Annotated in this window: 21 protein-coding genes; 13 read left to right on the top strand and 8 right to left on the bottom strand. The window is 63.9% G+C overall.

Annotated features, from left to right (window positions below; all coding sequences use genetic code 11):
- Positions 1 to 197 precede the first annotated feature (197 nt).
- From fdhF to LV28_RS40675, 6 genes are all read right to left on the bottom strand, one after another.
- Positions 198 to 3062: a formate dehydrogenase subunit alpha gene (gene fdhF / locus LV28_RS40695; RefSeq protein ID WP_023596928.1), complete on the bottom strand. Its 2865-nt coding sequence runs from the start codon at positions 3060 to 3062 to the stop codon at positions 198 to 200.
- A gap of 13 nt (positions 3063 to 3075) precedes the next feature.
- Positions 3076 to 4668, bottom strand: a complete 1593-nt coding sequence (locus LV28_RS40690; protein ID WP_038620501.1) for a formate dehydrogenase beta subunit — start codon at positions 4666 to 4668, stop codon at positions 3076 to 3078.
- Positions 4665 to 5132 (bottom strand): formate dehydrogenase subunit gamma, encoded by a 468-nt coding sequence (locus tag LV28_RS40685; protein WP_023596926.1) that lies wholly within the window; start codon positions 5130 to 5132, stop codon positions 4665 to 4667. The genes LV28_RS40690 and LV28_RS40685 overlap by 4 nt, the downstream gene beginning before the upstream one ends.
- 681 nt (positions 5133 to 5813) lie before the next feature.
- Positions 5814 to 6527, bottom strand: a complete 714-nt coding sequence (locus LV28_RS40680) for a GntR family transcriptional regulator (RefSeq protein WP_023596925.1) — start codon at positions 6525 to 6527, stop codon at positions 5814 to 5816.
- Positions 6528 to 6556: 29 nt separating this feature from the next.
- Entirely contained in the window at positions 6557 to 6835 is a 279-nt protein-coding gene (locus LV28_RS48835; protein ID WP_145863291.1) for a hypothetical protein, read from the bottom strand.
- Positions 6836 to 7406: 571 nt separating this feature from the next.
- On the bottom strand, positions 7407 to 8423 hold the full coding sequence (locus LV28_RS40675) for a 2-dehydropantoate 2-reductase (RefSeq protein WP_023873587.1): 1017 nt from the start codon (positions 8421 to 8423) through the stop codon (positions 7407 to 7409).
- 752 nt (positions 8424 to 9175) lie between these two features.
- On the opposite strand from LV28_RS40675, the gene oxlT reads away from it, so the two are divergent.
- From oxlT to LV28_RS40655, 4 genes are all read left to right on the top strand, one after another.
- Positions 9176 to 10522: an oxalate/formate MFS antiporter gene (gene oxlT, locus LV28_RS40670; RefSeq protein WP_023596922.1), complete on the top strand. Its 1347-nt coding sequence runs from the start codon at positions 9176 to 9178 to the stop codon at positions 10520 to 10522.
- Positions 10523 to 10706: 184 nt separating this feature from the next.
- The gene (oxc, locus tag LV28_RS40665; RefSeq protein ID WP_023596921.1) at positions 10707 to 12497 is read left to right on the top strand and encodes an oxalyl-CoA decarboxylase; all 1791 of its coding nucleotides are present in this window, start codon (positions 10707 to 10709) and stop codon (positions 12495 to 12497) included.
- A 25-nt stretch (positions 12498 to 12522) separates the two neighbouring features.
- Complete coding sequence (gene frc, locus LV28_RS40660) at positions 12523 to 13773, top strand: formyl-CoA transferase (protein ID WP_023596920.1); 1251 nt, start codon at positions 12523 to 12525, stop codon at positions 13771 to 13773.
- Positions 13774 to 14039: 266 nt separating this feature from the next.
- Complete coding sequence (locus LV28_RS40655; RefSeq protein ID WP_023596919.1) at positions 14040 to 14480, top strand: PAS domain-containing protein; 441 nt, start codon at positions 14040 to 14042, stop codon at positions 14478 to 14480.
- Positions 14481 to 14483: 3 nt separating this feature from the next.
- Here the strand turns inward: LV28_RS40655 and LV28_RS48830 are convergent, their stop codons facing one another.
- Positions 14484 to 14693: a hypothetical protein gene (locus tag LV28_RS48830; RefSeq protein ID WP_147291618.1), complete on the bottom strand. Its 210-nt coding sequence runs from the start codon at positions 14691 to 14693 to the stop codon at positions 14484 to 14486.
- 327 nt (positions 14694 to 15020) lie between these two features.
- Here LV28_RS48830 and frc (LV28_RS40650) point away from each other — a divergent pair, with 327 nt between their 5' ends.
- Positions 15021 to 16268, top strand: coding sequence for a formyl-CoA transferase (frc, locus tag LV28_RS40650; protein ID WP_038620504.1), 1248 nt, complete (start codon positions 15021 to 15023; stop codon positions 16266 to 16268).
- A 122-nt stretch (positions 16269 to 16390) separates the two neighbouring features.
- Positions 16391 to 17161, top strand: a complete 771-nt coding sequence (locus LV28_RS40645; RefSeq protein ID WP_023596917.1) for a fumarylacetoacetate hydrolase family protein — start codon at positions 16391 to 16393, stop codon at positions 17159 to 17161.
- A gap of 107 nt (positions 17162 to 17268) precedes the next feature.
- Here the strand turns inward: LV28_RS40645 and LV28_RS40640 are convergent, their stop codons facing one another.
- Positions 17269 to 18249 (bottom strand): LysR family transcriptional regulator, encoded by a 981-nt coding sequence (locus LV28_RS40640; RefSeq protein WP_048806568.1) that lies wholly within the window; start codon positions 18247 to 18249, stop codon positions 17269 to 17271.
- A gap of 264 nt (positions 18250 to 18513) precedes the next feature.
- On the opposite strand from LV28_RS40640, the gene LV28_RS40635 reads away from it, so the two are divergent.
- From LV28_RS40635 to LV28_RS40605, 7 genes are all read left to right on the top strand, one after another.
- Entirely contained in the window at positions 18514 to 18888 is a 375-nt protein-coding gene (locus LV28_RS40635) for an HAD family hydrolase (protein ID WP_023596915.1), read from the top strand.
- A 42-nt stretch (positions 18889 to 18930) separates the two neighbouring features.
- Complete coding sequence (locus tag LV28_RS40630; RefSeq protein WP_023596914.1) at positions 18931 to 20061, top strand: Re/Si-specific NAD(P)(+) transhydrogenase subunit alpha; 1131 nt, start codon at positions 18931 to 18933, stop codon at positions 20059 to 20061.
- Positions 20062 to 20076: 15 nt separating this feature from the next.
- Positions 20077 to 20421, top strand: a complete 345-nt coding sequence (locus tag LV28_RS40625; protein ID WP_023596913.1) for an NAD(P) transhydrogenase subunit alpha part 2 — start codon at positions 20077 to 20079, stop codon at positions 20419 to 20421.
- A gap of 1 nt (position 20422) precedes the next feature.
- Entirely contained in the window at positions 20423 to 21865 is a 1443-nt protein-coding gene (locus LV28_RS40620; protein ID WP_023596912.1) for an NAD(P)(+) transhydrogenase (Re/Si-specific) subunit beta, read from the top strand.
- A 114-nt stretch (positions 21866 to 21979) separates the two neighbouring features.
- Entirely contained in the window at positions 21980 to 22930 is a 951-nt protein-coding gene (locus tag LV28_RS40615) for a LysR family transcriptional regulator (protein WP_023596911.1), read from the top strand.
- Positions 22931 to 23557: 627 nt separating this feature from the next.
- The gene (locus LV28_RS40610) at positions 23558 to 24820 is read left to right on the top strand and encodes an ankyrin repeat domain-containing protein (RefSeq protein ID WP_023596910.1); all 1263 of its coding nucleotides are present in this window, start codon (positions 23558 to 23560) and stop codon (positions 24818 to 24820) included.
- 256 nt (positions 24821 to 25076) lie between these two features.
- On the top strand, positions 25077 to 26267 hold the full coding sequence (locus LV28_RS40605; protein WP_052167291.1) for an MFS transporter: 1191 nt from the start codon (positions 25077 to 25079) through the stop codon (positions 26265 to 26267).
- Positions 26268 to 26313: the final 46 nt, after the last annotated feature.

The following is a 26313-nucleotide window of genomic DNA, read 5'->3' as shown; positions in this document are numbered from 1 at the left end:
TGGTGCGAACCGGCCAATGCCGGCAGGTGTTGCTTGTGCTGTGCGTCGCGACGCGGCCGATGGCCAATCTCGCGTCCGCCGCACCGTCTGTGGCAATAGACGGCGAGGCTCGCCGGCGCTTTCGTCAGCCGGCATTGGACGCGGATTGTCCATGTCCGCGCGCCGCCCGGCATCCTCCTGCCGGGCGGGCCCTCGCCTCAGTTGGTACTGGCCTGCGCCGCCGCGACCGCATGATCGTGGAACGCTTCCTGCTGGCGATTGAAGTCCGAATACTGGCGCTGCCACTCCGACGGCTGCGCTACCGGCGAGACCTGCACCGCCGTGACCTTGTACTCGGGGCAATTCGTCGCCCAGTCGGAGTTGTCGGTGGTAATGACGTTCGCCCCCGATTCCGGGAAGTGGAACGTCGTGTACACCACGCCCGGCTGCATGCGGTCGCTCACCACGGCGCGCAGTACCGTCTCGCCCGCCCGGCTCTGGATCCCGACCCAGTCACCGTCTTTCACGCCGCGCTCCTCGGCATCGTGCGGATGGATCTCGAGTCGGTCCTCGTCGTGCCAGTGGTTGTTGGCCGTGCGGCGGGTCTGTGCCCCCACGTTGTACTGCGACAGGATGCGGCCGGTCGTGAGGATCAACGGGAACCGCTTGGTCACTTTCTCGTCGGTCGGCACGTACTGCGTGATCAGGAACTTGCCCTTGCCGCGCACGAACTCGTCGATGTGCATGACGGGTGTGCCGTCGGGCGCGTTCTCGTTGCAAGGCCACTGGACGCTGCCCACGCGATCGAGCTTTTCGTAGCTCACGCCGGTGAACGTGGGGGTAAGGCGAGCGATCTCGTCCATGATCTCCGACGGGTGCGAGTAGTTCATCTCGTAGCCCAGGCGCTTGGCGAGCTGAATCGTCACTTCCCAGTCGGCGTAACCGGCGCGAGGCGGCATGACCTGACGCACGCGCGAGATGCGGCGCTCGGCGTTGGTGAACGTGCCGTCCTTCTCGAGGAACGACGAGCCCGGCAGCAGTACGTGCGCATACTTGGCGGTTTCGTTCAGGAAGATGTCCTGAACGACGATGCACTCCATGTGCTCGAGCGCGTGCGTGACGTGTTGCGTGTTCGGGTCGGACTGCACGATGTCCTCGCCCTGGCAGTACAGGCCCATGAAGGTGCCCGCGAGCGCGGCGTCGAACATGTTCGGAATCCGCAGCCCCGGCTCGGCTTGCAGCTCGACGCCCCATTCGGCCTCGAACAGCGCCCGCGCGGTCGAATCCGACACGTGACGATAGCCCGGCAATTCGTGCGGGAAGGCGCCCATGTCGCACGAGCCCTGCACGTTGTTCTGGCCGCGCAACGGATTCACGCCCACGCCTTCGCGGCCGATGTTACCCGTGGCCATGGCCAGGTTGGCGATGCCGATCACGGTCGTCGACCCCTGCGCGTGCTCGGTCACACCGAGGCCGTAGTAGATCGCCGCGTTGCCGCCGGTGGCGTAAAGGCGTGCGGCGCCGCGCACGAGATGCGCGGGCACGCCGGTATGCGCTTCGGTGGCTTCGGGCGAATTCTCGGCGCGCGCAATGAAGTCGCGCCACTGGTTGAACGCGCGATCTTCGCAGCGCTCGGCGATGAACTCGTCGGCCATGAGCCCTTCGGTGACGATCACGTGCGCCAGGGCATTGATCATCGCCACGTTGGTGCCGGGGCGCAGTTGCAGATGGTAGTCGGCCTTGATGTGCGGGCTTTGGACCAGATCGATGCGACGCGGGTCGATCACGATCAGCTTGGCGCCCTGACGCAGACGCTTCTTCATGCGCGAGCCGAATACCGGGTGACCATCCGTCGGGTTTGCACCCATCACGAGGATCACGTCCGAATGCTCGACGGACTTGAATGTCTGCGTGCCGGCCGACTCGCCCAACGTGGCCTTCAGGCCATAGCCGGTGGGCGAGTGACAAACGCGTGCGCAGGTGTCGACGTTGTTGTTGCCGAACGCCGCGCGCACCAGCTTCTGCACGAGGTAGTCCTCCTCGTTCGTGCAGCGCGAGGACACCAGGCCGCCGATGGAGTCGCGGCCGTACTTGGCCTGAATGCGCTTGAATTCGGACGCCGCGTAGTCGAGTGCCTCGTCCCACGACACTTCCTGCCACGGATCGGTGATCTTCTTGCGAATCTTGGGCGTGAGAATGCGGTCCTTGTGCGTGGCGTAGCCCCAGGCGAAGCGGCCTTTCACGCAGGCGTGGCCCTCATTGGCCTGACCGTCCTTGTGCGGCACCATGCGCACGACCTCATTGCCCTTCATTTCTGCCTTGAACGAGCAGCCCACGCCGCAATAGGCGCAGGTCGTGATCTTGGCGTGCTCGGCCTGGCCGAGATGAATGACGGACTTTTCCTGGAGTGTGGCGGTCGGGCAGGCGGCCACGCACGCGCCGCACGACACGCACTCCGACTCCATGAACGGCTGGTCCTGACCCGCCGACACGCGCGCTTCGAAGCCACGACCCGAGATTGTCAGGGCGAAGGTGCCCTGGGTCTCTTCGCAGGCCCGCACGCAGCGGTTGCAGACGATGCACTTGGAGGCGTCGTAAGTGAAGTAGGGGTTCGACTCGTCCTTCTCGCTGTCGAAGTGATTGGCGCCGTCGAAGCCGTAGCGCACCTCGCGCAGGCCTGTCACGCCGGCCATGTCCTGCAGTTCGCAATCGCCGTTGGCCGCGCAGGTCAGACAGTCGAGCGGGTGATCGGAGATGTACAGCTCCATCACGCCCTTGCGCAATTCCTGGAGCTTCGGCGATTGCGTGCGCACCTTCATTCCGGGCTCGACCGGCGTGGTGCACGACGCGGGGAAGCCGCGGCGGCCTTCGATTTCCACGAGGCACAGGCGGCACGAGCCGAACGGCTCGAGCGAGTCGGTGGCGCACAGCTTCGGAACGTTGACGCCGCCTTCGGCGGCGGCACGCATGATCGAGGTGCCGGCGGGCACGGTGACCTGCTCGCCGTCGATCTCCAGCGTGACTTCCTGCGTCGATTCGCGGCGCGGGGTGCCGTAATCCTTCTCAAACATCGGGTCCATCATGATGGGCGGTCTCCTAGGCGGCCTTGGTCGGCAGATTCGACGGTTCGGCCGCGCCGAAGTCTTCCGGGAAATGGTTCAGCGCGGACAGCACGGGGTAGGGCGTCATGCCGCCCATTGCGCACAGCGAACCGGCGAGCATGGTGTCGCACAGGTCGCGCAGCAACTTGATTTGTTTCGGGCGGTCGCGTCCGTCGATGATCCGGTCCATCACTTCGACGCCGCGTGTCGAGCCGATGCGGCACGGCGTGCACTTGCCGCACGATTCGATGGTGCAGAACTCCATCGCGTAACGGGCGAGTTTGGCCAGGTCCACGGTGTCGTCGTGGGCCACGATGCCGCCGTGTCCGAGCACCGCCCACAGCGCCGCGAACGCTTCATAGTCGAGCGGCGTGTCCCATTGCGATTCCGGCAGGTAGGAGCCGAGCGGGCCTCCGACCTGGACAGCGCGCAGCGGGCGCCCGGTGATGGCGCCGCCGCCGTAGTCGTAAAGGATCTCGCGCAGCGTCACGCCGAAGGCCTTTTCGATGAGGCCACCGTACTTGATGTTGCCGGCGAGCTGAATCGGCAGCGTGCCGCGCGAGCGTCCCATGCCGAAGTTTTTGTAGAACTCGGCGCCGCGATCCATGATGATCGGCACCGACGCGAGCGAGATCACGTTGTTGATGACCGTCGGTCGACCGAACAGCCCCTCGATGGCGGGCAGCGGCGGCTTGGCGCGAACCACGCCGCGCTTGCCTTCCAGGCTCTCGAGCAGCGCCGTTTCCTCGCCGCAGACGTACGCGCCTGCGGCCTTGCGAACTTCGAGATGGAAGGTCTGGCCCGAGCCCAGGATGTTCTCGCCGAGGTAACCCGCGCTCACGGCATTGGCAATCGCCTCGTTGAGCACTTCGATGGAATGCGGATACTCGCTGCGCACGTAGATGTAGCCGCGCGTGGCGCCCACGGCGATGCCCGCGATCGTCATGCCCTCGACGAGCACGAGCGGGTCGCCCTCCATGAGCATGCGATCGGCGAACGTGCCCGAGTCGCCTTCGTCCGCATTGCAGACGATGTACTTCTGGTCGGCGGGCGTGTTGAGCACGGTCTTCCACTTGATGCCGGTCGGGAACGCCGCGCCGCCACGGCCGCGCAGCCCCGATTCGGTGACTTGCGCGACGATGGCCGCGCCGTCCATGGCGAGTGCGTTGCGCAGTCCCTTGTAGCCGTCGTGGGCGACGTAGTCGTCGACAGAAACCGGATCGGTCACGCCCACGCGGGCGAACGTCAGACGTTCCTGCTTCTTGAGATAGGGGATCGCTTCGGTCAGACCCAACGCGAGCGGATGATCGCCGCCGGCGGTGACGTTGGCGTCGAACAGACCGGCGACGTCATCGACTTCCACCGGACCGTAGGCAACGCGTCCGGCCGGCGTCTCGACTTCGAGCAGCGGTTCGAGCCAGAGCATGCCGCGCGTGCCGTTGCGCACGAGTTCGATCTCGATGCCGCGCTTGGCGGCCTGCGCACGGATGGCGTCGGCGACTTCGTCGGCGCCCAGTGCGAGGGCGGCGGAGTCACGCGGGAGATAAAGGCGCACCGGGGCCTTGGCGGAATGGGTGGCTTGGCTCATACGGCATCCTTGGCGCGGGCGACCAGGCGGTCGAATTTCTCGGGAGTGACGCGCGCGTGCAGCTTGTCGTCGATCGTGATGGCCGGCGACGTGGCGCACTGGCCCAGGCAGAACACAGGCTCGAGCGCAACATCGCCGCTGTGGCCGTGCATCGCACAGCCGAGCACGCGTTCGGCGTGCGCGACCAGGGCGTCGGCCCCCATGCTCTGGCACGCCTCGGCGCGGCAAATCTGCACGACGTGGCGCGGCGGCGGGCTGGTGCGGAAGTGGTGATAGAACGTGATCACGCCATGCACTTCGGCGCGGGACAGGTTCAGGGCGTTGGCAATGACGGGCACGGCATCGGGGGGAACGAAGCCGAAAGCTTCCTGAACGTCATGGAGGATCGGCAGAAGGGGGCCTTCCTGAGCTGCATGGGCGTCCAGAATCGCTTGTACCGTCGCGACGGAAAAAGCCTCGCGCATGGCTGATGTCTCCTGTTTGGCACGCCGTGGGGAACGGTGCGCCCTAGGGTGTTGGGTTATCTGTTCTTGTCCTGCCCCGGGGCGAGAGACCCAATGGTCACATCCGGCGACGCTGCTCGGGTCTAGCGATCAGCGCGGCGCCGGACGAGCGTGCGGCACATAGCCCCCACCATATGCCGCACGGGTTCGGTCTCTCGCCCGTTGCTTACTTCGTCAACTCTTGGTACCGGTGCCGAAGCGTCAGTATGTGAAACACGATATATGATATACGGTATACGTGCAATAGATTCGGACCGGCTTTGGCGGGATCGTTTACCCGTAATTCGGCGTCGCCATGCATATGTGCCGGGTGAGGGTGCCGCGCCGGCTACCGCAGTTCGGGAAACGCGGGAGTGGACAGGCGGGATGCCGGGCAGGGGCGGGGGACAAGCGCAGGCGCAGCGGCGAGAAGGCCGAGGACGGACGTCGGGAACGAAAAGGAGACGGAAAAGGAAAAGGAAAAGGAAAAGGAAAAGGAAAAGGAAAAGGAAAAGGAAAAGGAAAAGGAAAAGGAAAAGGAAAAGGAAAAGGAAAAGGAAAAGGAAAAGGAAAAGGAAAAGGAAAAGGCCGGCGACATGTGCATGTCGCCGGCCTTTTGTCGAACGGACGTCGCCGGAGACCTGGCGGCGTACGTCGGCAGCATTACTCGAGGAAGTCGCAGTGCTCTTCGACGAACGCGGCCAGCCCCAGCGTGTGATCGCGTGCGAGCTTCTCGGCCAGTTCGGTGTCCCGCTTCTCGAGCGCCGTGATGATTTTCAGGTGGTCGACAATGGAGCGGGCGGCCCGGTCATTCTGTGCAATCGTCACCTTGCGAATGGCGCGCACGTGAATGAACAGGTTCTTGATCGTATTGGCGATGGCCTGCGAACCGCCGAGATTGATCAGCGCCTGGTGGAAGTCGATGTTCGCGTCCGAATACTCTTCAATGTGGTCGGTCGGCGGTGCGTTCACGAACTCGTCGAAGAGATGGCGCAGCTTGGCGATCTCCTCGTCGCTCGCGTTCAGCGTGGCGAGCCGCGCGGACATGCCCTCCAGGGCTGCCCACATCTGGATCATTTCGACGATTTCGCGTTTGGTCTTGCGGATGATGAAGATGCCGCGTCGCGGGACCGTGCGGAGAAAGCCTTCCTGCTCCAGCAACGTCATGGCTTCGCGAATCGGTGTGCGCGAAACGCCGAGCACCTGGATGAGCTGACGCTCATCCAGGCGAATTTCTTCTTTCTGGTTATAGATATCGGCATCGGCGATCGCTTTTTTCAGCAGCGCATATGCCTGATTGCGAAAGCTCGTGGTCGTGTCGATCGGCTCCAGCACGAGCGGAGTCACGCGTGCCGGAGTTGGGGTGATCAGGGACATGCAATAGTCTCCTAGGTATTACGGCCCCTTCAGAGGCGCAATGCTTGCTGCCCCACGATGGTTGCCGGCTTCGTGACGAGTTTACCCGATTCGTTTGCCTGCGTGGTTTCCGGCAGGTACGCGAAACGACCGTTGGTTTCGGCCTTTTCGAGCATCGAGGCCGGCAGCGCGACGAAGAGGTGAACCATCGCAACACCGGCGGCGAGGGCGGAAGCCAAGGCAAGCAGAGTAAGTACAGTGACCAACATGATGAAGCTCCTGATGAACGTTGAACGGTAAGCCAATGTGGGGGAGAACTTGCTTTGCATTGTATGTCGCAACGCAACAAGTCTCAAGATATACCACATACCGAATATCAAAATTCATCATTTTTCGGGACGTTCTTCAGGTCACTGGACGTTCCTGCCGTCCAAATTTGTCTCTTTTTCCGATAGTCATCAGTGACTCGATAATGGCAGCTAACCTCCTTGGATCTCCGTCCGGCTTGCGTTGGTGCAAATTTCGGGACGCGGTGCTCGCGCGCGGTTTCCTTCATGCGAGGCGAAACGTCCGGGGTGGTGCAAACGTACGTTATTGCGTTGCCGCGAAGCCACATCGTGGCGTCCCACTTCTTGTTCGCGTCCGCCCGTGTCGACGATGGCCTCGATTGTGTGGCGCAGGGCTATCGATCGGGCAAAAAATCGGCCGCGACCGGGACCCGGCGGCGGCACCTATGGGCAATTGCGGGCAACGGCTGGGGCACCCGGCAACGCATCCCACGCCGTTCGCGTCCATCGTGCTGCCTATATATATAGGGAGACCGTGCAAGCGGGACACGATCGGTGCCCCGCCCGCGACTGTTTCATTAAAGCAACGCGCGTCGGCTGCCCTGGATCATGCTCAGGCGGCTTTGGCGGCAAGACGTTCCTGCGCGGCGGCGACCGCATCCGGTTGCGTCATGAATTCGCGCTGCTTGATCAGGGCGAGTACGACGTCGAGCGTCGGTGTCGGCACGTTCGCCAGTCGCCCCATCTCCTGCACGACGGACACGAGCGGATCGATTTCCATGGCGCGACCGCGCTCGAGGTCCTGGAGCATCGACGTCTTGTGCGCGCCTACAGCGCCGGCGCCGTTGATGCGCCGCTCCACGTCGACCCGGAAATGCACGCCGAACTTGTCGCCAATCGCCTTGGCTTCGAGCATCATGGCCTTGGCCACGGCGCGCGTGCCCGGATCGCTGGCGATGATGTCCAGCGTGCCGTGTGTGAGGGCGGAAATCGGATTGAAGCAGAGATTGCCCCAGAGCTTGAGCCAGATCTCGTCACGGATGTTGTCGCGAATCGGCGCATCGAGTCCGCCGGCGGCCATCATTTGCGAGAGCTTCTCCACGCGCTCGGTACGCTCACCACTGGCTTCACCCAGCGGGAACTTCGTGCCGTACACGTGCTGAATCACACCGGGTGCGACGACTTCCGTTGCCGGATAGACGACGCAGCCGATCGCGCGCTCCGGGCCAAGCTCGCGCCATTGGCGGCCACCCGGATCGATGCTCTCGAGCGTCGTGCCTTCGAGCGCGCCGCCGTGCTTGTAGAAATACCAATAGGGGATGCCATTGACGGCGGTGACCACGGCGGTGTCCGGGCCGAGCAACGGTTGCATCGCGTCGAGGACGGACGGTACCGAGTGCGCCTTGAGGGCGATGATCACGTAGTCCTGCGGGCCCAGTTCTCGCGGGTCGTCCGTGCATCGCAACTGGGCGACGCGCTCTTCGCCATCGATCAGCAGCTTGAGTCCGTTCTCGCGCATGGCCGCCAGATGCGGGCCACGTGCAACCAGACTGACTTCGGCTCCGGCACGCGCGAGTTGCACGCCCAGATAGCCGCCGATGGCGCCGGCGCCATAGATGCAAATCTTCATGAAGTCTCTCCCTCCAAAGGTCAATCGAAACCTGGGCCTGGTATGGGCCGTTTTGTTGTTCTAATTTCTACTAATACCAAATGTTGTATATCGTATATCACATAGCGGGTAGCGCCAAGCATTCGCGGGCGAATTGCCCTCATGGTTTCCCCGCAGATGGCCGAAAATCGGGGCAGTCGATCTGTGAGCCCAACGGCAATGAAATGCGGGCACGGATTCGTGTCAGGCGTCGAATGAGTGAATTATTACGGTGTGTTACAGACGACGGGAGGCCACGGGTCGTTCGTGTTCTTGTGAAATAAACTATCAAAAATATCGTCTTGTGCTCGTTTTAAAAATTGCCAAGGAGCCCGATGTAAAAGGGCGGAGCGCCTTGTTGGACAAGCCCCTGGGATCGGGTTAACTCCTTAGTGTTTTCGCATTGCGTTGTTGCGGCGCTTCGTCCTACAGTGGCGTTACTGTATCTAGCCGCCACTTAGAACAGTGCCTCGCGTGCCGGAGTTGTTGTCGATGCAATGGACGAAAACGACTTCGGCACGCGAGGGGAAAAACGAGGACAGCAATAAATTAGTGTTGACTTATATCTGATATATCGTATATTTCGTTCGGTATATTTACGGGAAAACGCAATGGACTCCCGTAGGCATCAGAGACAAGTCGACGAGGCAAAGACCTCGTAAAGCATACCCAGGGGGCACAGACCCCATCCGGAAGGTGTTGTTGTTGTGAAGCTGCCAAACAACTGGAAACCGATGGAGGAGGTACAAGTGGAGACGACTAATCAACACGGTAAGCAATCCGTGTTCGCGAGCCCTTGGGTTCAGCTCGTGTTCGGCGTGATTTGCATGGCGATGATCGCCAACTTGCAGTACGGGTGGACGCTGTTCGTCAACCCGATCGACGAGAAGTATCACTGGGGCCGCACGGCCATTCAGGTGGCATTCACGATTTTCGTCGTGACCGAAACCTGGCTCGTGCCGATCGAAGGGTATCTGGTCGACAAGTTCGGTCCGCGCCCGGTCGTGGTGGGCGGCGGTTTGCTGTGCGGCGTGGCATGGGTCTTGAACGCCTATGCGTCGTCGCTGCCGATGCTGTATTTCGCGGCGGCGGTCGGCGGTGTCGGCGCCGGTGCGGTGTATGGCACCTGCGTGGGCAACGCGCTGAAGTGGTTCCCGGATCGTCGCGGTCTTGCCGCGGGCCTGACGGCTGCCGGTTTCGGTGCAGGTTCGGCGCTGACCGTGGTACCGATCGCCAACATGATCAAGTCGAGCGGCTATGAGAACACGTTCCTGACCTTCGGTCTGGGGCAGGGGATCATCGTGCTGGTGCTTGGTCTGGCGCTCGCCAACCCGCCGGCATCGATCGAAGCGCTCAAGAAGCTGGCTCCGGGCGCCATGCGCTACAACGCCAAGCCGACGGAAGTCATGCGCTCGCCCGTGTTCTGGATGATGTACCTGATGTTCGTGCTGATGGCTGCCGGCGGTCTGATGGCGACGGCCCAACTCGGCCCGATCGCCAAGGACTACGGTCTGGATCAGGCGCCGGTGTCGATTCTCGGCCTCACGCTGCCCGCACTCACCTTCGCACTGGCTATCGACCGTGTGCTCAACGGGGTGACGCGTCCGGTGTTCGGCTGGATCTCGGACAAGATCGGTCGTGAAAACACGATGTTCATCGCATTCGCGATGGAAGCCGCGGGGATCTACGCGCTGGCGAAGTTCGGCCAGCACCCGGTGGCCTTCGTGATCCTGACCGGCCTGGTGTTCTTTGCCTGGGGCGAAATCTACAGCCTGTTCCCGGCAACGTGCGCCGACACGTATGGCTCGAAGTACGCCGCGACCAACGCGGGGATGCTGTACACGGCGAAGGGGACCGCCGCATTGCTGGTGCCCTTCTCGAGCATCATCACCTCGTCGACCGGGAGCTGGCAGGCCGTGTTCATGATTGCTTGCGCCATGAACGCCTTTGCCGCCTTCCTCGCCCTGTTCGTCCTCAAGCCGATGCGGGCTCGTCTGGCACAGCGTTACGCCAACGACTACCGGGAGCAATCCGGCGAGACGATCGTGAAGCCCGCGGACCTGAGCCGCAGCACCACGTAAGCAAGGCACCGAGAAGCAGCCTGGCTGAATGGATTAGCGAAATGTTTGACCGGCGTGCAATCCGGGTCCTCCCGGGCCCGGTTGCACGACCGGATGAGCAAGTAGAGAAGCTGTACAGGAACACCCACTAATCGTCAGACAAGACGACGCAACACTGAAACCGGAAAAATTGGAGGAGAGAATTATGTCCATTGCGATGACCGTGCCAGTCGGCAAGGCGGAAAACGACACCGCGGGCGACACGCTCAAAGACAGTAGCCGACACGCGAACATCGTGTCCGAGGCAGAAACGACCGATGGCTTCCATCTGGTCATCGATGCTCTCAAAGCGAACGACATCGACACCATCTTCGGTCTGGTGGGCATTCCCATCACGGACCTTGCACGTCTTGCACAAGCCGAAGGCATGCGCTTCATCGGCTTCCGCCACGAACAGCATGCGGGCCACGCCGCGGCCATCGCCGGCTACATGACGCAGAAGCCGGGTATCTGCCTGACGGTGTCCGCACCGGGCTTTCTGAATGGCCTGACGGCACTCGCCAACGCCACGACGAACTGCTTCCCGATGATTCTCATCAGCGGTTCGAGCGAGCGCGAAATCGTCGACCTGCAACAGGGCGACTACGAGGAAATGGATCAGCTCAATGCGGCCAAGCCGTATTGCAAGGCGGCCTACCGCGTGCTGCACGCCGAAGACATCGGCGTGGGCCTGGCCCGCGCCATTCGCGCTGCCGTGTCCGGCCGTCCGGGCGGCGTGTATCTGGATCTGCCGGCCAAGCTGCTGGCCCAGACCATCGACGCCAAGAAGGCCAAGGAATCGCTCATTCGCGTGATCGACGCCGCACCGCGCCAGATCCCGGCACCGGATGCCGTGGCACGCGCACTCGACGTGATCAAGGGTGCCAAGCGTCCGCTGATCCTGTTGGGCAAGGGCGCTTCGTACGCGCAGGCCGACGCCGACATCCGCGCGCTGATCGAGAAGACCGGCATTCCGTACCTGCCGATGTCGATGGCCAAGGGCCTGCTGCCGGACACGCACGAGCAATCGGCTGCCGCCGCGCGCTCGTTCGTGCTGCAAGAGGCCGACGTCGTCGTGCTGATCGGCGCCCGCCTGAACTGGCTGCTTGCGCACGGCAAGGGCAAGACCTGGGGCTCGGCGCCGAAGAAGTTCGTGCAGATCGACATCTCGCCGACGGAAATCGACAGCAACGTGGCGATCGCCGCGCCGGTGATCGGCGACATCGGTTCGTGCGTCTCGGCGCTGCTCGGCGGCATCGACGCCAGCTTCCCGAAGCCTTCGTCCGAGTGGACGGGCGCGATTGCCGAGCGCAAGAACAAGAACCTCGCGAAGATGGCGGCCACCCTGGCGCAGAACCCGTCGCCGATGAATTTCCACAGCGCGCTGGGTGCCATTCGCGACGTGCTCAAGAAGCACCCGGACATCAACCTGGTGAACGAAGGCGCGAACACGCTCGACTACGCACGCAGCATCATCGACCAGTACCAGCCGCGCAAGCGCTTCGACTCGGGTACGTGGGGCGTGATGGGCATCGGCATGGGCTTCGCCATCGGCGCGGCCGTGACGAGCGGCCTGCCTGTCGTGGCGATCGAAGGCGACAGCGCGTTCGGTTTCAGCGGCATGGAGCTCGAGACGATTTGCCGTTACGAGCTGCCGGTCACCACCGTCATCTTCAATAACAACGGCGTCTACCGCGGCACCGACGTGAACCCGACGGGCGGCAAGGACGTGGCCCCGACCGTGTTCGTGAAGGACGCACGCTACGACAAGATGATCGAAGCCTTCGGCGGCATCGGCTATCACGTCACCACGCCGGAAGAACTGACCAAGGCACTCGAGGCGTCGATCGCTTCGGGCAAGCCGACGCTCATCAATGCCGTCATCGACGAAGCCGCCGGTACGGAAAGCGGCCGTCTGACGAACCTGAATCCGCAAAGCGCGGCGATGAAAAAGTAATCCGAGTCAATTTAGGAGACATCACATGAGCAAACCCCTCGAAGGCATCAAGATCATCGACTTCACGCACGTGCAAGCGGGCCCGGCCTGTACCCAGCTGCTGGCATGGTTCGGCGCGGACGTGATCAAGGTCGAGCGCCCGGGTTCGGGCGACGTCACGCGCAACCAGTTGCGCGACATCCCCGACGCCGATGCCTTGTACTTCACGATGCTCAACAGCAACAAGCGCTCGTTGACCCTGGATACGAAAACGCCGGAAGGCAAGGAAGTGCTCGAGAAGCTGGTCAAGGAATCTGACGTGCTCGTCGAGAACTTCGCCCCGGGCGCCCTGGACCGCATGGGCTTCACGTGGGAGCGACTGAACGAACTGAATCCGAAGCTGATCGTGGCGTCGGTCAAGGGCTTCTCGGACGGTCACCACTACGACGACCTGAAGGTGTACGAGAACGTGGCCCAGTGCGCTGGCGGCGCCGCCTCGACGACCGGCTTCTGGGACGGCCCCCCGACGGTGTCGGCCGCAGCCCTGGGCGACAGCAATACCGGCATGCACCTGGCCATCGGCATTCTCACGGCACTCATCGGTCGTGGCCAGACGGGACGTGGCCAGAAGGTCGCCGTCTCGATGCAGGATTCGGTCATCAACCTGTGCCGCGTGAAGCTGCGCGACCAACAGCGTCTGGACCGTGTCGGCTACCTCGAAGAGTATCCGCAGTACCCGCATGGCGAATTCACCGACGTGGTGCCGCGTGGCGGCAACGCCGGCGGCGGCGGCCAGCCGGGCTGGGTGCTCAAGTGCAAGGGCTGGGAGACGGACCCGAACGCATACATCTACTTCACGATTCAGGGCCACGCGTGGGAGCCGATCTGCCGCGCCATCGGCAAGCCGGAATGGATCGACGATCCGAACTACAACACCGCGCAGGCTCGTCAGCCGCACATCTTCGATATCTTCGCGACCATCGAAGCCTGGCTGGCCGACAAGACGAAGTACGAAGCGGTCGACATCCTGCGCAAGTTCGACATTCCGTGCGCACCGGTGCTGTCGATGAAGGAAATCGCGAACGATCCGTCGCTGCGCGCGTCGGGCACGATCGTCGAAGTGCCGCACAAGCAGCGTGGCTCGTATCTCACCGTCGGCAGCCCGATCAAGTTCTCGGGCCTGAAGCCGGAAATCACGGGTTCGCCGCTGCTCGGTGAGCACACCGACGAGATTCTGTCCGAGCTGGGCTACAGCAAGGATCAGATCGCCAATCTGCACGCATCGCGTTCCGTCTGACAACGGGCGGCGGCTCGCCGCCGCCGCATCCGTCGCATCGCGCGCGCCGGATCCGTCTTCCGGCGGAGCGGGCGCGTGCCGTGCGACGATGCGAGGCAAACAGGTCAAGCGTGTTCATGGGTGCGGCGCCGAACGGCGCGCGCACCCATTTTTATTTTCGGGACCGGATTGTCCTTTAATTGATGTAATTTATTGGCATGTTTGGCGGCCGTTCGAACCCGCCGAAACCTGTCTTTTGCCATCCCTACAATCGTCCTGGAGACATCATGAGCGCATCCGTCGACGTCAATCAATTGGTGCAGGTGGTGGGCGACGCCATCGTCGTTGCCGACCCGAACAACATCATCACGCTGTGGAATTCCGGGGCGGAGAAGATGTTCGGTTTCTCGGCGGACGAGGCCGTCGGACAACCGCTCGACATCATCATCCCCGACCGTCTGCGCGCACGTCACAACGAGGGCTACGCGAAGACCATGCAGACGGGGCAGACCAAATACGGCAGCGACCTGCTCAAGGTCCCGGCCGCGCACAAGGACGGCCGGGCGATGTCGATCGCCTTCACCGTTGCGCTGTTGCATGGTGCGGGGGGGGACGTCACCGGCATCGTGGCCGTGATTCGCGACGAGACCACGCGTTTCCAGGAGGATCGTCAACTGCGCAAGCGCATCGCCGAACTCGAAGCCAAGGTGGCTGCCACGGCAGGGTAAGGTTCATCGCAGGCGCGCACGGCGCGCGCCGACGCTGATTTCAAGAAGCACCGATGCGCGACATCCGAAAGGGATGTCGCACATCGGTGCTTTTTCCATTTCAAGACGGTGGTCGTTGAGCAAAGCTACCTTTATGTATTTTGTATTCAATATATTCAAGGCGTCATCAACGTGGTCTGCATCAATTCGTCCGGTTTCAGCTGTCCAGTGCATGCCTGTAAACCCGTAGAACCCGGGTGTCCAATGGAACATGCTGCAATGCGGATCCCCGTGTATTCACGGGGTTGGCGGACATTTTTGCATGATTACCCCGCAACACAGCAAAGCACATCGGCAACAAAAAGCCGTTGATAAAATATCGTGTATGAAATACCGTATATCACAACAAACGGACAGCGATGTGAATGGCGCCCAAAGAGGCGACGCGCATCGTCGACTCCGGCGAGACTCCCGGCGCTGACGTGTTTCCCCGTCCGCATGCCGGCATGTCTCGCGCACCGATCACATAAACGACGTCGCATCAGGAGGAGACAAACCACCATGGGCAAAGCACTTGAAGGTGTGCGCATACTCGACTTCACCCACGTGCAGTCGGGACCCACGTGTACGCAATTGCTGGCATGGTTCGGCGCCGACGTGATCAAGATCGAACGGGCCGGACACGGCGATGTCACGCGCGACCAATTGCGCGACATCCCCGACGCGGACAGCCTGTACTTCACCATGCTCAACAGCAACAAGCGCTCGATCACGCTCGACACCAAGCACCCGGAGGGCAAGGCGGTGCTCGAGCGCATGATTCGCGACTGCGACGTGCTGGTGGAGAACTTCGCCCCCGGGGCCCTGGATCGCATGGGCTTCACGTGGGAGCACATCCATTCGCTCAACCCGCGCATGATCGTGGCCTCGGTCAAGGGCTTCGGCCCGGGTCCGTACGAGGATTGCAAGGTCTACGAGAACGTGGCGCAATGCGTGGGCGGTGCCGCATCGACGACGGGTTTCGACGACGGCCCGCCGATGGTCACGGGGGCGCAGATCGGCGACTCCGGTACCGGGCTGCACCTCGCGCTGGGCATCGTGACGGCGCTGTATCAGCGCACGATGACCGGCGAGGGCCAGCGCGTGCTGACCGCCATGCAGGATGGCGTGCTCAATCTTTGCCGTGTGAAGCTGCGCGATCAGCAGCGCCTGGAGCGCACGCGGGTCATGGAAGAGTATCCGCAGTACCCGAACGGCCAGTTCGGCGACGCGGTGCCGCGCGCCGGCAATGCCTCGGGCGGCGGCCAGCCCGGCTGGATTCTCAAGTGCAAGGGCTGGGAGACCGATCCCAACGCCTACATCTATTTCATCACGCAGGCCCCGGTGTGGGGTTCGATCTGCAAGGTGATCGGCAAGCCGGAGTGGGTCGAGCATCCGGACTATGCGACGCCGCGCGCGCGTCTGCCGCGACTGCGCGAGATCTTCGACACGATCGAGCAATGGACCATGACGAAATCGAAGTTCGAGGTCATGGGCATTCTCAACCAGTACGACATTCCGTGCGGGCCGATTCTGTCGATGAAGGAAATCGCCGAAGACATGTCGCTGCGCGAGACGGGGACCATCGTGGAAGTCGATCACCCGACGCGCGGCAAGTACCTCACCGTCGGCAACCCGATCAAGCTCTCGGCCAGCCCCACGCACGTGGAGCGCTCGCCGCTGCTCGGCGAACACACCGACGACGTGCTCTCCGAATTCGGCTACAGCGCGCAGCAGATCGCCGCGCTGCGCGAAGTCGGCGCGGTCTGAGCCGCGCGGCACGCGCACGAGCGTCTGCACGAGACGGATGTGCATGACACCGAGACATCGTGTCCGGCGCGCGCACGGCGAACGCTGCCGTGCGGCCGGGCCGCTAAAGGAATGGCAAACACATGAAACTCTGGACCCGCTTCAAGACCGCGCATGGGCGCATCGGCTTTGGCCTGCTGCAGGACGATCAGATTCTCGAGCATCGCGGCAGTCTCTACGACACACCGATCGCGACGGGGGCGACGCTCGCGCGCGATGCGGTCGACCTGCTGTGTCCCTGCGAGCCGAGCAAGATCGTGGCGCTGTGGAACAACTTCCACGCGCTCGGCGCGAAGCTCGGCAAGGCCGCGCCGTCGCATCCGCTGTTTCTCATCAAGCCTGCGACCACGCTCAACGGGCCCGGCGCGGTGATTCGGCGTCCCGCGTCGTATGCCGGCAAGATCGTTTTCGAGGGCGAACTGGGCGTGGTAATCGGCAAGACGGCGAGTCACGTGAGCGAGGAGGCCGCGCGCGATCACATTCTCGGCTACACGCTGGTCAACGACGTGACCGCCGCTGAAATCATCGAACAGGACGGCAACTTCGCGCAGTGGACACGTGCCAAGGGCTTCGACACGTTCGGCTGCCTGGGGCCGGTCATCGCGCAGGACTTCGACTGGCGCGAAGCCGAACTCGTTACTCGCCTCGACGGCACGGAGCGACAGCGCTACCCGCTCGCCGACATGATCTTCAATCCGTGGCAGCTCGTTGCGCGCTTGTCGCAGGACATGACGCTGCTGCCGGGCGATGTGATCGCGGTGGGCACGTCCATTGGTGTGGGCTCGATGAAAGAGGGCGCACTGGTGGAAGTGAGCATCGACGGTCTGGGCACGCTGGCCAACCGCATGGGCTGACGCGCGGCAGATCCGCAACCGATTTCACGGTGGTCGGCCGGGGTGGCAATGGCCTGAGTCGATCGCCCTTTTTCATTCTGACCTGACGTTGCGTCAGGCCACCGGCATCAGCGATGCAAGCGATCGCCATGTTCGCCGTCGGCGCTCACGGCGGGCGGCGGCACCGGGCTCTTGTAGGCCATCATGCCGTCGATGAGCATGGCGCCCTCGTCGAGGAGGAACTGACGAAACGCGAGCGCCACGGGCGGCAGCCGTTTGCTGCGACGGTGCACGACGTACCAGCTCTGCCATGCGGGAAAGCCCTTCACGTCGAGCACCGTCAGTTGGCCGGTCCGCAATTCCATGCCGACGGTGTGGGCCGACAGAAAGCTGATGCCCATGCCCGCCACGACCGCCTGCTTGATGGTCTCCGTGCTGGCGATTTCCATCGTGATCTTCAATTGCTGGGTGCGCTCGCCGAACGCATCCTGCAGGGAGTTCCAGGTGTCGGAGCCACGCTCGCGGCTGATGAACGGTTCTTGCGTGAGACGAGAGAACGGAATCTGGCGTTGATCGGCCAGCGCGTGGCCGGGCGGCGCCACGATGACATAGGGGTGCGGTGCGAAAGCCTCGTTGATCGTATCGATTTCGTGAGGCGGGCGCACCATCACCGCCAGGTCGGTGAGGTTTTCGGTGAGTTGATGCAGCAGTTCCTCACGGTTGTGCACGGTGAGGTTGAGCGTTACGCCGGGATGGCGCGCGGTGAACGCGGCGAGCAGACGGGGAAAGAAGTAGTCCCCCGCGCTGATCACGGCCACGTTCAGCTTGCCGCCCGTAATGCCCTTGAGGTGGTCCATCGCCTCTTCGGTCTCGCGAAAGAGCGCAATGATCGCGCGGCTGTAGTGAAGCATTTCGCTGCCCGCCGGGGTGAGGAAGATCTTCTTGCCCAGTTGCTCGAAAAGCGGCAGACCGGCGTGTGTCTCGAGTTGCTTGACCTGCGTGGAGACAGCCGGTTGGGTGAGGTGCAGTTCTTCGGCGGCGCGCGAAAAGCTCAGATGGCGCGCCACGGCTTCGAAGACTTTCAGTTGGCGGAGCGTGGCGTGTCTCATGCGGCGTGCTTCCAGGAAGTCGGTCGGGGAGGGCCGGGCAGGCAAGATCGCACAGCGACTTGCAGGGCCTTGGTGTACCTGGGGAAGTATAAGTAATCGTAGATGGTTTGCATAATTAACTTTAACTGTCTTTTATACGTCGGGCTGCGTAATCTGCAATGGCAGCCCGGATGAAGGTGGTGTGACAGCAAAGCGTCGGTGACGCGTCATGCCAGGCGAGCGCGGGACTGCGAAGACGAACACTGATTCTGGGAGAACACCATCATGTCTGTCATCGAAACGCATATCAAACCCGCCGCCCTGGCACCGGTTGCCGACGCGCATCTGCACGCGTTCAACAACGCATTCGTTGAACTGGGTCTGGACTGGTATTGGGATAACCACACGTACACCCGCTTGCTGCACACCACGGGTAATCAGGATTTGCCGCTGGCGTATCTCGAGGGCGCTTCGGCGCAGGCGCTGCGCATGGCCGAGCTGGTGTTGATCGGGGCTTACCTCGATGGCCATCAGCCGCACCTGCTGCGTGCCTACGAACCGGAGTTCCTTTGCGATCTGATTCATTGCACCAAGGTGCGTTGCTTCGAAGCCGCCAATGAAGGGCGTTCGATGCTGGCACCGCGAGCCGCCGCGGCCTGAGTTTCACAACACGACAGGGGCTCAGACCCCGAGATAATAACTATGCATATTGGCATTCCAAAGGAGACGGCTGGCGGCGAATCCCGCGTCGCGGCCACACCGGAAACGGTGAAGAAACTGGTGGGCGCGGGACATCGCGTCACCGTGGAGCATGGCGCCGGCGAGGCGGCGAGCGTACCCGATGCGGCCTACGTCGCGGCCGGTGCCTCGAGCGGCAGCGCGGCCGACGCCCTTGGCGCCGAACTCGTGCTCAAGGTACGTGCACCGTCGATCGCGGAAGTCGCACAGATTCCGCGCGGCAGCGTCGTGGTCGGCATGCTCAATCCTTTCGATGCCGAGAACAACGCGCGCATGGCCGCGGCCGGTATCGTCGGCTTCGCCCTGGAGGCCGCGCCGCGCACCACGCGTGCGCAAAGCATGGACGTCTTGTCCTCGCAGGCCAACATCGCCGGCTACAAGGCCGTGATGCTCGCGGCCAACCTCTATCAACGCTTCATGCCGATGCTCATGACGGCCGCGGGCACCGTGAAGGCGGCGCGCCTGGTCGTGCTCGGCGCCGGTGTGGCGGGCTTGCAGGCGATCGCCACCGCCAAGCGCCTGGGCGCCGTGATCGAAGCCTCGGATGTGCGCCCGGCCGTGCGCGAGCAGATCGAATCGCTCGGCGCCAAGTTCATCGACGTGCCGTTCGAGACCGACGAAGAGCGCGAGATCGCCAAGGGCGTGGGCGGCTACGCGCGCCCGATGCCCGCCGCATGGCTCGCGCGTCAGGCCCAGCTGGTGCACACGCGCCTCACGCAGGCCGACATCGTGATCTCCACCGCCCTGATCCCGGGGCGCGCGGCGCCCACGCTGATCGCCGAAGACACCGTCAAGGCCATGAAGCCCGGCTCGGTGATCATCGATCTGGCGGCCGGACGCGGCGCGAACGGCGGCGGCAACTGCCCGCTGTCGGTGGCCGACGAAGTCGTCAAGGTCCACGGCGTGACCATCGCCGGCTACACCAATCTGGCGGGCATGGTTGCGGCCGATGCGTCCGCGCTGTACGCGCGTAACGTGCTCGACTTCCTGAAGCTGGTGATCGACAAGGAAGGCAAGCTCGTCATCGATACCAACGACGACATCGTCAGCGCGTGCCTGATGTGCCGCGACGGTCAAGTGCTGCGTGCGGCTTAAGGGGGAGCGGACATCATGGAAATGATCAATCACACGGTGATCAATCTGATCATCTTCGTGCTGGCGGTGTACGTCGGCTATCACGTGGTGTGGAACGTCACGCCGGCGCTGCACACGCCGCTCATGGCGGTGACCAATGCGATCTCGGCCATCGTGATCGTGGGGGCCATGCTGGCGGCGGGCCTCACTGAAGGCGCGCTCGGCAAGACGATGGGCGTGGTCGCCGTGGCGCTGGCCGCGGTGAACGTGTTCGGGGGCTTCCTCGTCACGCAGCGCATGCTGGAGATGTTCAAGAAAAAGGACAAGGCCCCGGCGAAGACGGCGGCCAACGACGAAGCCGCGGCAAAGGGAGCGCACTGACATGAGCATGAATCTTGTGACGCTGTTGTACCTGGTCGCGTCGATCTGTTTCATTCAGGCGCTCAAGGGCCTGTCGAATCCAAAGATGGCGCGCCGGGGCAATGCCTTCGGCATGATCGGCATGACGATCGCCGCGCTGACCACCGTGGCGCTGATCTTCGAGTTGCGTAAGCTCTCGAACGGCAATTTCTCGGGCCTCGGCCTGATTCTGGCTGGGCTGGTCGTCGGTGGCGGCATCGGCGCATTCGTCGCCCGCAAGGTCGAGATGACGAAGATGCCGGAGCTGGTCGCGGCAATGCACTCGCTGATCGGTCTGGCGGCCGTGTGCATCGCGGTGGCCGCCGTGGCGGAACCGGCCGCGTTCGGCATCGTGCCGGCCGGCGAGACGCTGCTGCCGCCGGGCAACCGCATCGAGCTGTTCATCGGCACGTTCGTGGGCGCGATCACGTTCTCGGGCTCGGTCATCGCCTTCGGCAAGCTCTCGGGCAAGTACAAGTTCCGACTGTTCCAGGGTGCGCCGGTGGTATTCAAGGGCCAGCACATGGTGAACCTGGCGCTGGCCATCGCGATGCTCGGCTTCGGCATCGCCTTCTTCGCCTCGCAGAGCTGGACGCCGTTCGTCATCATGACGGCCATCGCCTTCGTGCTCGGCGTGCTCATCATCATCCCGATCGGCGGCGCGGACATGCCGGTGGTCGTGTCGATGCTGAACTCGTACTCGGGCTGGGCGGCCGCGGGGATCGGCTTCTCGCTGAACAACCCGATGCTCATCATCGCGGGATCGCTGGTGGGGTCCTCGGGCGCGATTCTCTCGTACATCATGTGCCGCGCGATGAATCGCTCGTTTTTCAACGTGATCCTGGGCGGCTTCGGTGCGCAGGCCGGCGCCGGCGCCGCGGGTGGCGAGCAGCAGCAACGCCCGGTCAAGTCGGGCTCGCCCGACGACGCCGCGTTCCTCATGAGCAACGCCGAATCGCTGGTGATCGTGCCGGGATACGGCCTCGCCGTGGCACGGGCCCAGCACGCTCTCAAGGAGCTGACCGACAAGCTGGTGGAGAAGGGCGTGAGCGTGCGCTACGCGATTCACCCGGTCGCGGGCCGCATGCCGGGGCACATGAACGTGCTGCTGGCCGAGGCCGAGGTGCCGTACGACCAGGTGCTCGAGATGGACGAGATCAACGGCGAGTTCGGCCAGACCGACGTAGTGCTGGTGCTCGGAGCGAACGACGTGGTGAACCCTGCCGCGAAGAACGATCCGCAGTCCCCGATCGCGGGCATGCCGATTCTCGAGGCCTACAAGGCCAAGACGATCATCGTGAACAAGCGCTCGATGGCCGCCGGCTACGCCGGTCTGGACAATGACCTGTTCTATCTCGACAAGACCATGATGGTATTCGGCGACGCGAAGAAGGTCGTCGAGGAGATGGTCAAGGCGGCCGCCTGATCGCCTGAAGCGGCGGCAGGCAACGTTTGACGCGTAAGGGGCGCGCCGCGCTGTGCGGCGCGCCGGAGTCATTCCGATGGCTCGTTGGCTCACTTCCTCGCAGGGCACTAGCACATGAACGTATCGCTGAGACAACTCAAGGTCTTCATGGTCGTGGCGCGCAGCAAGAACTTCAGCCGCGCAGGCGCCGAGATCGGTCTGACACAACCGGCCATCAGTCGCTGTATCAACGAACTCGAAGGTCAGCTTGGCCTGCGTCTGGTCGATCGCACGACGCGCGAAGTCGCGTTGACCGACGCCGGCATCACCCTCGCGAGCAGCCTCGATCGCGTGCTCGACGAGCTCGAAATCGCGTTGCTGCAAACGCATGGCGCCGAAGCGCGCACCACGGGCCGCGTGCGCATTGGCGCGGCACCGACGATTTCCGCCACGCTCCTGCCGCGTGTGCTGCTGGCATCGCAGGCGACGTATCCCGACATTGCGCTCGCGCTCGTGGACCAGATGCAGCGGGCGGTGCTCGACAGCGTGCGGGCTGGCGACGTCGACTTCGGCATCGTGGTCGCCCCGCAGGGGGCTGACGATCTCACGACCGAACACCTGATGAGCGAGCCGTTCTGCCTGGTGTGCCGAAGCGATCATCCGCTCGCGGAGCAGGGCGCGGTGCACTGGTCGGAACTGTCTGGCGAAAACCTCGTGCTGCTCAATCAGAGCTCGGGCAGCCGGCCGCTGATCGACCGCGCGCTCACGACGCAAAAGGTCCAGGGCAACATCACGCAGGAGCTCGGTCACGTGAGCACCATTTTCCGCATGGTGCAGGAGGGCCTCGGCGTGAGCGTCCTGCCGCCGCTGGCATTGCCGTTGCCCGAGAACTCGACGCTGGCCGTGCGTCCGCTGCTGCCGGCGTTCGAGCGCAACATCGTGCTCGTGCGGCGCAAGAACCGCTCGCTCTCGCCGGTGGCGCACACCGTTTGGGAACTGATCCACCGTGTCGTGCGCGAGCGCAACAAGGGATTTGCGATGACGGCGGCGCGCGAGGTGGCTGCCCAGACCACCTCGACCGAATGAATCCGCGATTCGAATCAAGCACTTGCATCGATTCCTCGAGTACTTGTCCACAGACTTGAACACAAAATCTGTGGATAAGCGGGGGCGCGGGCAGGGTGATCTGCCCACGTGTGCCCGCGCCTGATGCCTTTGAGCGAAATTACCTTTCCGATCAAGCGGTTGGCGGCACTGCGCAGTTCGTTGTCCACAGCTTTGTGAACAAAAACGGTGGATAAGTCTTCGCCGCCGTGCGCTCCCGCCCCTCGACGCCTGTCCCGACGGTCACGACATCGCGGGCCGGCGACCACTCCCCACAGCGCAACGTCGCATTGCCAAGATGCGCTGCCGCGCCGATGCCTAGGATGCCTCAGAGCCCCCTTCCGGCACCGGGTACGGCAGGTTGTGCCGTGACCCGGGGCTTCGTTCCCCGATCAGGAGTGTTCGATGTTTCCTTCCCTGCCGCCTTGCGCGCCATCAGCGTCATCCGGATCTTCCGCGCCTGCCGCACCGCCTTCTTCTCCCACACCCCCGGGCCTCGCCCCCATCGCCGATGCGGCGTCACATCAAGACGATACGCGGACGTACCCTGCGCAGGCATGCGCGCCGGCATTCGACCGCGAGGCCTGTTGCCAGCTCTGGCAATCGGACGTGGCGCACCTGCGCTGGCAATTCGCGGCGTTGCCGCCGTCGAGCACGCAGCGCGCCGCACTGCGTTCGGCGGCCGTAATGCCCGCGGGCAAGATTGCGGCGTTTCTCGAACCGCTGCTGGCCCGCGACCCGGCCGGGCGGGCGTTGGTCGGCGAGCACGAGCAACTGGCCTTGCGGGAGGTAATCCTGCTGCCGGCCGACCGGATCGGCATCGACCTGCTGCGAGACGCCGGGCTGTCGGAGGAAGCCGCGCATGATCTGTGCGACCTGCTCCAGGAAGCGCCCGAGGACGCGATCATGGAAGCGCTCGTCGAGTTCGGTGCATCGCCGTCTCCGCTCGCGACGTGGTGGGCGCAGGCGGCAACCTCGGTCGACGACGTCGGGGCGCGCGACGCTTGCCGTGCGCTTCGCGTATTGCAACTGGCGGGCTACCGCCAATGGCCCTTCGACGAGCCGATCTGGCGCGGGGCGGTCATGCTGGCGGCACGGGCGTTGCGGCTCGATCCCGTGTCCGGCGAGCCTCGCAACCCTTTCCTGGGGCGGGCTTTGCTCGATCTGCTGCCGCGCAATCCGCAGGCGCAACGGCTGATGACGACATTTACCGGCGAGCCCGTTCTGCTGTTCGCGATGCGCCACGGCATGCCGGCGGCGGCCGTCGACATCATGTTGTCGCTGGGGTTCGATCCCAATGTGCCGTCGCCCCATGCTTGCGCGGTGGCTGGCGACGCGGTGCCTGTCTTGCCGGAGGCGCGTGCGTTGCATTACGCGGCCATCCACGGGGATATTTCCACGCTCGGGTTGCTGGCCTGCCATGGCGTGGATGTCAACGCGCGGGACGCGCGCGGGTATCCGCCCATCCTGTATGCGAAAGCGGGCGCGGCGACGCTGCATGGCGGTAATCCGTCGACAATCGTGCGTATCGCGGGCCGCACCGACCCCAGGTTGCGCGACGATACGGCCGCGGTGGTGCGCATGTTGTTGAGCCTTGGCGCCGACCCGCGACTGTGCGGTCGCGATGGGCTGAGCGTCGGGCGAGCGTTGGTGCTCTCGGTCATGGCGGCGCGCGACGGCGGCGGGCGCGCGCATTGGCCGGCGTTCGAGGCGCTGGTCGTCAAGCTGTGCGATCTGGGCGTGCGCTTCGATACGCCGCATGGCTGTGGTGTACCCGAAGTCATGGCGTTCGCGGCGAGTCATGCGGCGGATCGTCCGGATGACGCCATCTGGTCGCTCGGCGAATTGTTGCGCAAGCTGTCCGCCTGGTAATCCATCGGCCGTCGCGACGCGGCGGCCGGCGTTCTCCCCACGCGTTTCCATTCATGTGGCAGTGCACGGCAATGTCACGCAGAGTGCGTTAGAATTCGCCTCAACGAGTTCCGCATCGCGCCGGGGCTGCCTCACGGTTCTTCTCTCACGACAACGCAGTGTTCTCTGCCGCGTCTTTCCGGTTCTTCTTGCGATTCCCATGACTTCTGACACGACGAAGCCACGCGGGGGCTTTTGGCCTGCGCGCGCGGCGACGATGGCCTTGCTGTTTTGCAGCGGTTTCCTGTATGCGACATGGGGCGTGCACGTCCCCACGGTGAAGGCCATGTTCGACCTGAACGATGCGAACCTGTCGGTGGCGATGTTCGCGGTCGCCGGCGGCGCGCTCCTGACCATGTCGCGCATGGCGCGCTGGGTCGGGCGCGCGGGCAGCCGCCGGGCGAGTCTGCAATCGGGCATCGCGCTCGCGCTCACGAGCGCATTCATTCTGTCGATGCCGAACTACTGGGGCCTCGTGGGCTGGCTCGCGCTCTACGGCGCGGCGAACGCCACGTACGACGTGGCCGTCAACGCACAGGCCGCGACGCTCGAAGCGCGTTACCGCAAACCGATCATGGCGTCGTTGCATGGCTGCTTCAGCCTCGGCGGCATGTCCGGCGCGATGGTCGGCGGCGCGTGGCTCGCGCATCAGGGCTCGCCGCAGTGGCACGTCGGTCTTGCCGCATTGGCGTGCGCTCTCGTGATGGTGGTCGGCGCACGCTATCTCCAACCGGACATGCTGCCTGGCGAGGCGCCGGTCGACGCAGGCAAGTCGGGTGATACGCCCGTGGCGCGCACGCCGCTGCCCGTGCTCGACGAGGCGGCGCGTCGCAAGTTGCACCGAAGGCTCACCGGCTTCGGCATTCTCGCGTTTCTCGGCCTCGTGGTCGAGGGCGCCATGTACGACTGGACCGCCGTGTACATGCGCGAGGTGGTGTCGGCGCAGGGCGCCTGGATCGGCGCCGGCTACGCCGCGTTCTCACTCGGCATGGCCGGTGGCCGCTTCGGGGGCGACCCCGTGCGCGCCCGCATGGGTGGGGCGCGCCTGTTGCGCGTGAGCAGTCTGGTTTGCGTGGGCGGAGTGTTGATGGCGCTGCTCTGGCGAGTCCCGGCGGCTGCCGTTGCCGGCTTCGCGCTCGCGGGGCTCGGACTCTCGAACGTCATGCCGGTCATGTTCGCGGCGTCGGGCGAAGCGGCGCGCGCGGGCGGCATGGCGAGTGCCGAGGCGATCGCCGTCATGGCACGCCTGGCCTATCTCGGATTGCTCGTGGGACCGGTCGTGATCGGGGCAATGGCGCACGGCGTCAGTCTGCCGTTCGCGTTGGGTGCCGGTCTGCTCTGCATCGTGCCGATCGCGCTGCTTGCCCCGACGATGCTGGCGGGCGTCGACGCTCGCGCCGGGCATTGAAGCCCGGTCGCGTCAGACTTCCGAGCATGCCTGGCGCCGAGGCGCG

The organism is Pandoraea pnomenusa (assembly GCF_000767615.3).
Lineage (GTDB): Bacteria > Pseudomonadota > Gammaproteobacteria > Burkholderiales > Burkholderiaceae > Pandoraea > Pandoraea pnomenusa.
This window is presented reverse-complemented; position numbering and strand designations above follow the sequence as displayed.

Excerpts from the sequence above, each read along its gene's own strand:
- fdhF (WP_023596928.1), bottom strand. The coding sequence starts at position 3,062 with ATGATGGACCCGATGTTTGAGAAGGATTACGGCACCCCGCGCCGCGAA.
- LV28_RS40690 (WP_038620501.1), bottom strand. The coding sequence starts at position 4,668 with ATGAGCCAAGCCACCCATTCCGCCAAGGCCCCGGTGCGCCTTTATCTC.
- LV28_RS40685 (WP_023596926.1), bottom strand. The coding sequence starts at position 5,132 with ATGCGCGAGGCTTTTTCCGTCGCGACGGTACAAGCGATTCTGGACGCC.
- LV28_RS40680 (WP_023596925.1), bottom strand. The coding sequence starts at position 6,527 with ATGTCCCTGATCACCCCAACTCCGGCACGCGTGACTCCGCTCGTGCTG.
- LV28_RS48835 (WP_145863291.1), bottom strand. The coding sequence starts at position 6,835 with ATGCAAAGCAAGTTCTCCCCCACATTGGCTTACCGTTCAACGTTCATC.
- LV28_RS40675 (WP_023873587.1), bottom strand. The coding sequence starts at position 8,423 with ATGAAGATTTGCATCTATGGCGCCGGCGCCATCGGCGGCTATCTGGGC.
- oxlT (WP_023596922.1), top strand. The coding sequence starts at position 9,176 with ATGGAGGAGGTACAAGTGGAGACGACTAATCAACACGGTAAGCAATCC.
- oxc (WP_023596921.1), top strand. The coding sequence starts at position 10,707 with ATGTCCATTGCGATGACCGTGCCAGTCGGCAAGGCGGAAAACGACACC.
- frc (WP_023596920.1), top strand. The coding sequence starts at position 12,523 with ATGAGCAAACCCCTCGAAGGCATCAAGATCATCGACTTCACGCACGTG.
- LV28_RS40655 (WP_023596919.1), top strand. The coding sequence starts at position 14,040 with ATGAGCGCATCCGTCGACGTCAATCAATTGGTGCAGGTGGTGGGCGAC.
- LV28_RS48830 (WP_147291618.1), bottom strand. The coding sequence starts at position 14,693 with ATGCACTGGACAGCTGAAACCGGACGAATTGATGCAGACCACGTTGAT.
- frc (WP_038620504.1), top strand. The coding sequence starts at position 15,021 with ATGGGCAAAGCACTTGAAGGTGTGCGCATACTCGACTTCACCCACGTG.
- LV28_RS40645 (WP_023596917.1), top strand. The coding sequence starts at position 16,391 with ATGAAACTCTGGACCCGCTTCAAGACCGCGCATGGGCGCATCGGCTTT.
- LV28_RS40640 (WP_048806568.1), bottom strand. The coding sequence starts at position 18,249 with ATGAGACACGCCACGCTCCGCCAACTGAAAGTCTTCGAAGCCGTGGCG.
- LV28_RS40635 (WP_023596915.1), top strand. The coding sequence starts at position 18,514 with ATGTCTGTCATCGAAACGCATATCAAACCCGCCGCCCTGGCACCGGTT.
- LV28_RS40630 (WP_023596914.1), top strand. The coding sequence starts at position 18,931 with ATGCATATTGGCATTCCAAAGGAGACGGCTGGCGGCGAATCCCGCGTC.
- LV28_RS40625 (WP_023596913.1), top strand. The coding sequence starts at position 20,077 with ATGGAAATGATCAATCACACGGTGATCAATCTGATCATCTTCGTGCTG.
- LV28_RS40620 (WP_023596912.1), top strand. The coding sequence starts at position 20,423 with ATGAGCATGAATCTTGTGACGCTGTTGTACCTGGTCGCGTCGATCTGT.
- LV28_RS40615 (WP_023596911.1), top strand. The coding sequence starts at position 21,980 with ATGAACGTATCGCTGAGACAACTCAAGGTCTTCATGGTCGTGGCGCGC.
- LV28_RS40605 (WP_052167291.1), top strand. The coding sequence starts at position 25,077 with ATGGCCTTGCTGTTTTGCAGCGGTTTCCTGTATGCGACATGGGGCGTG.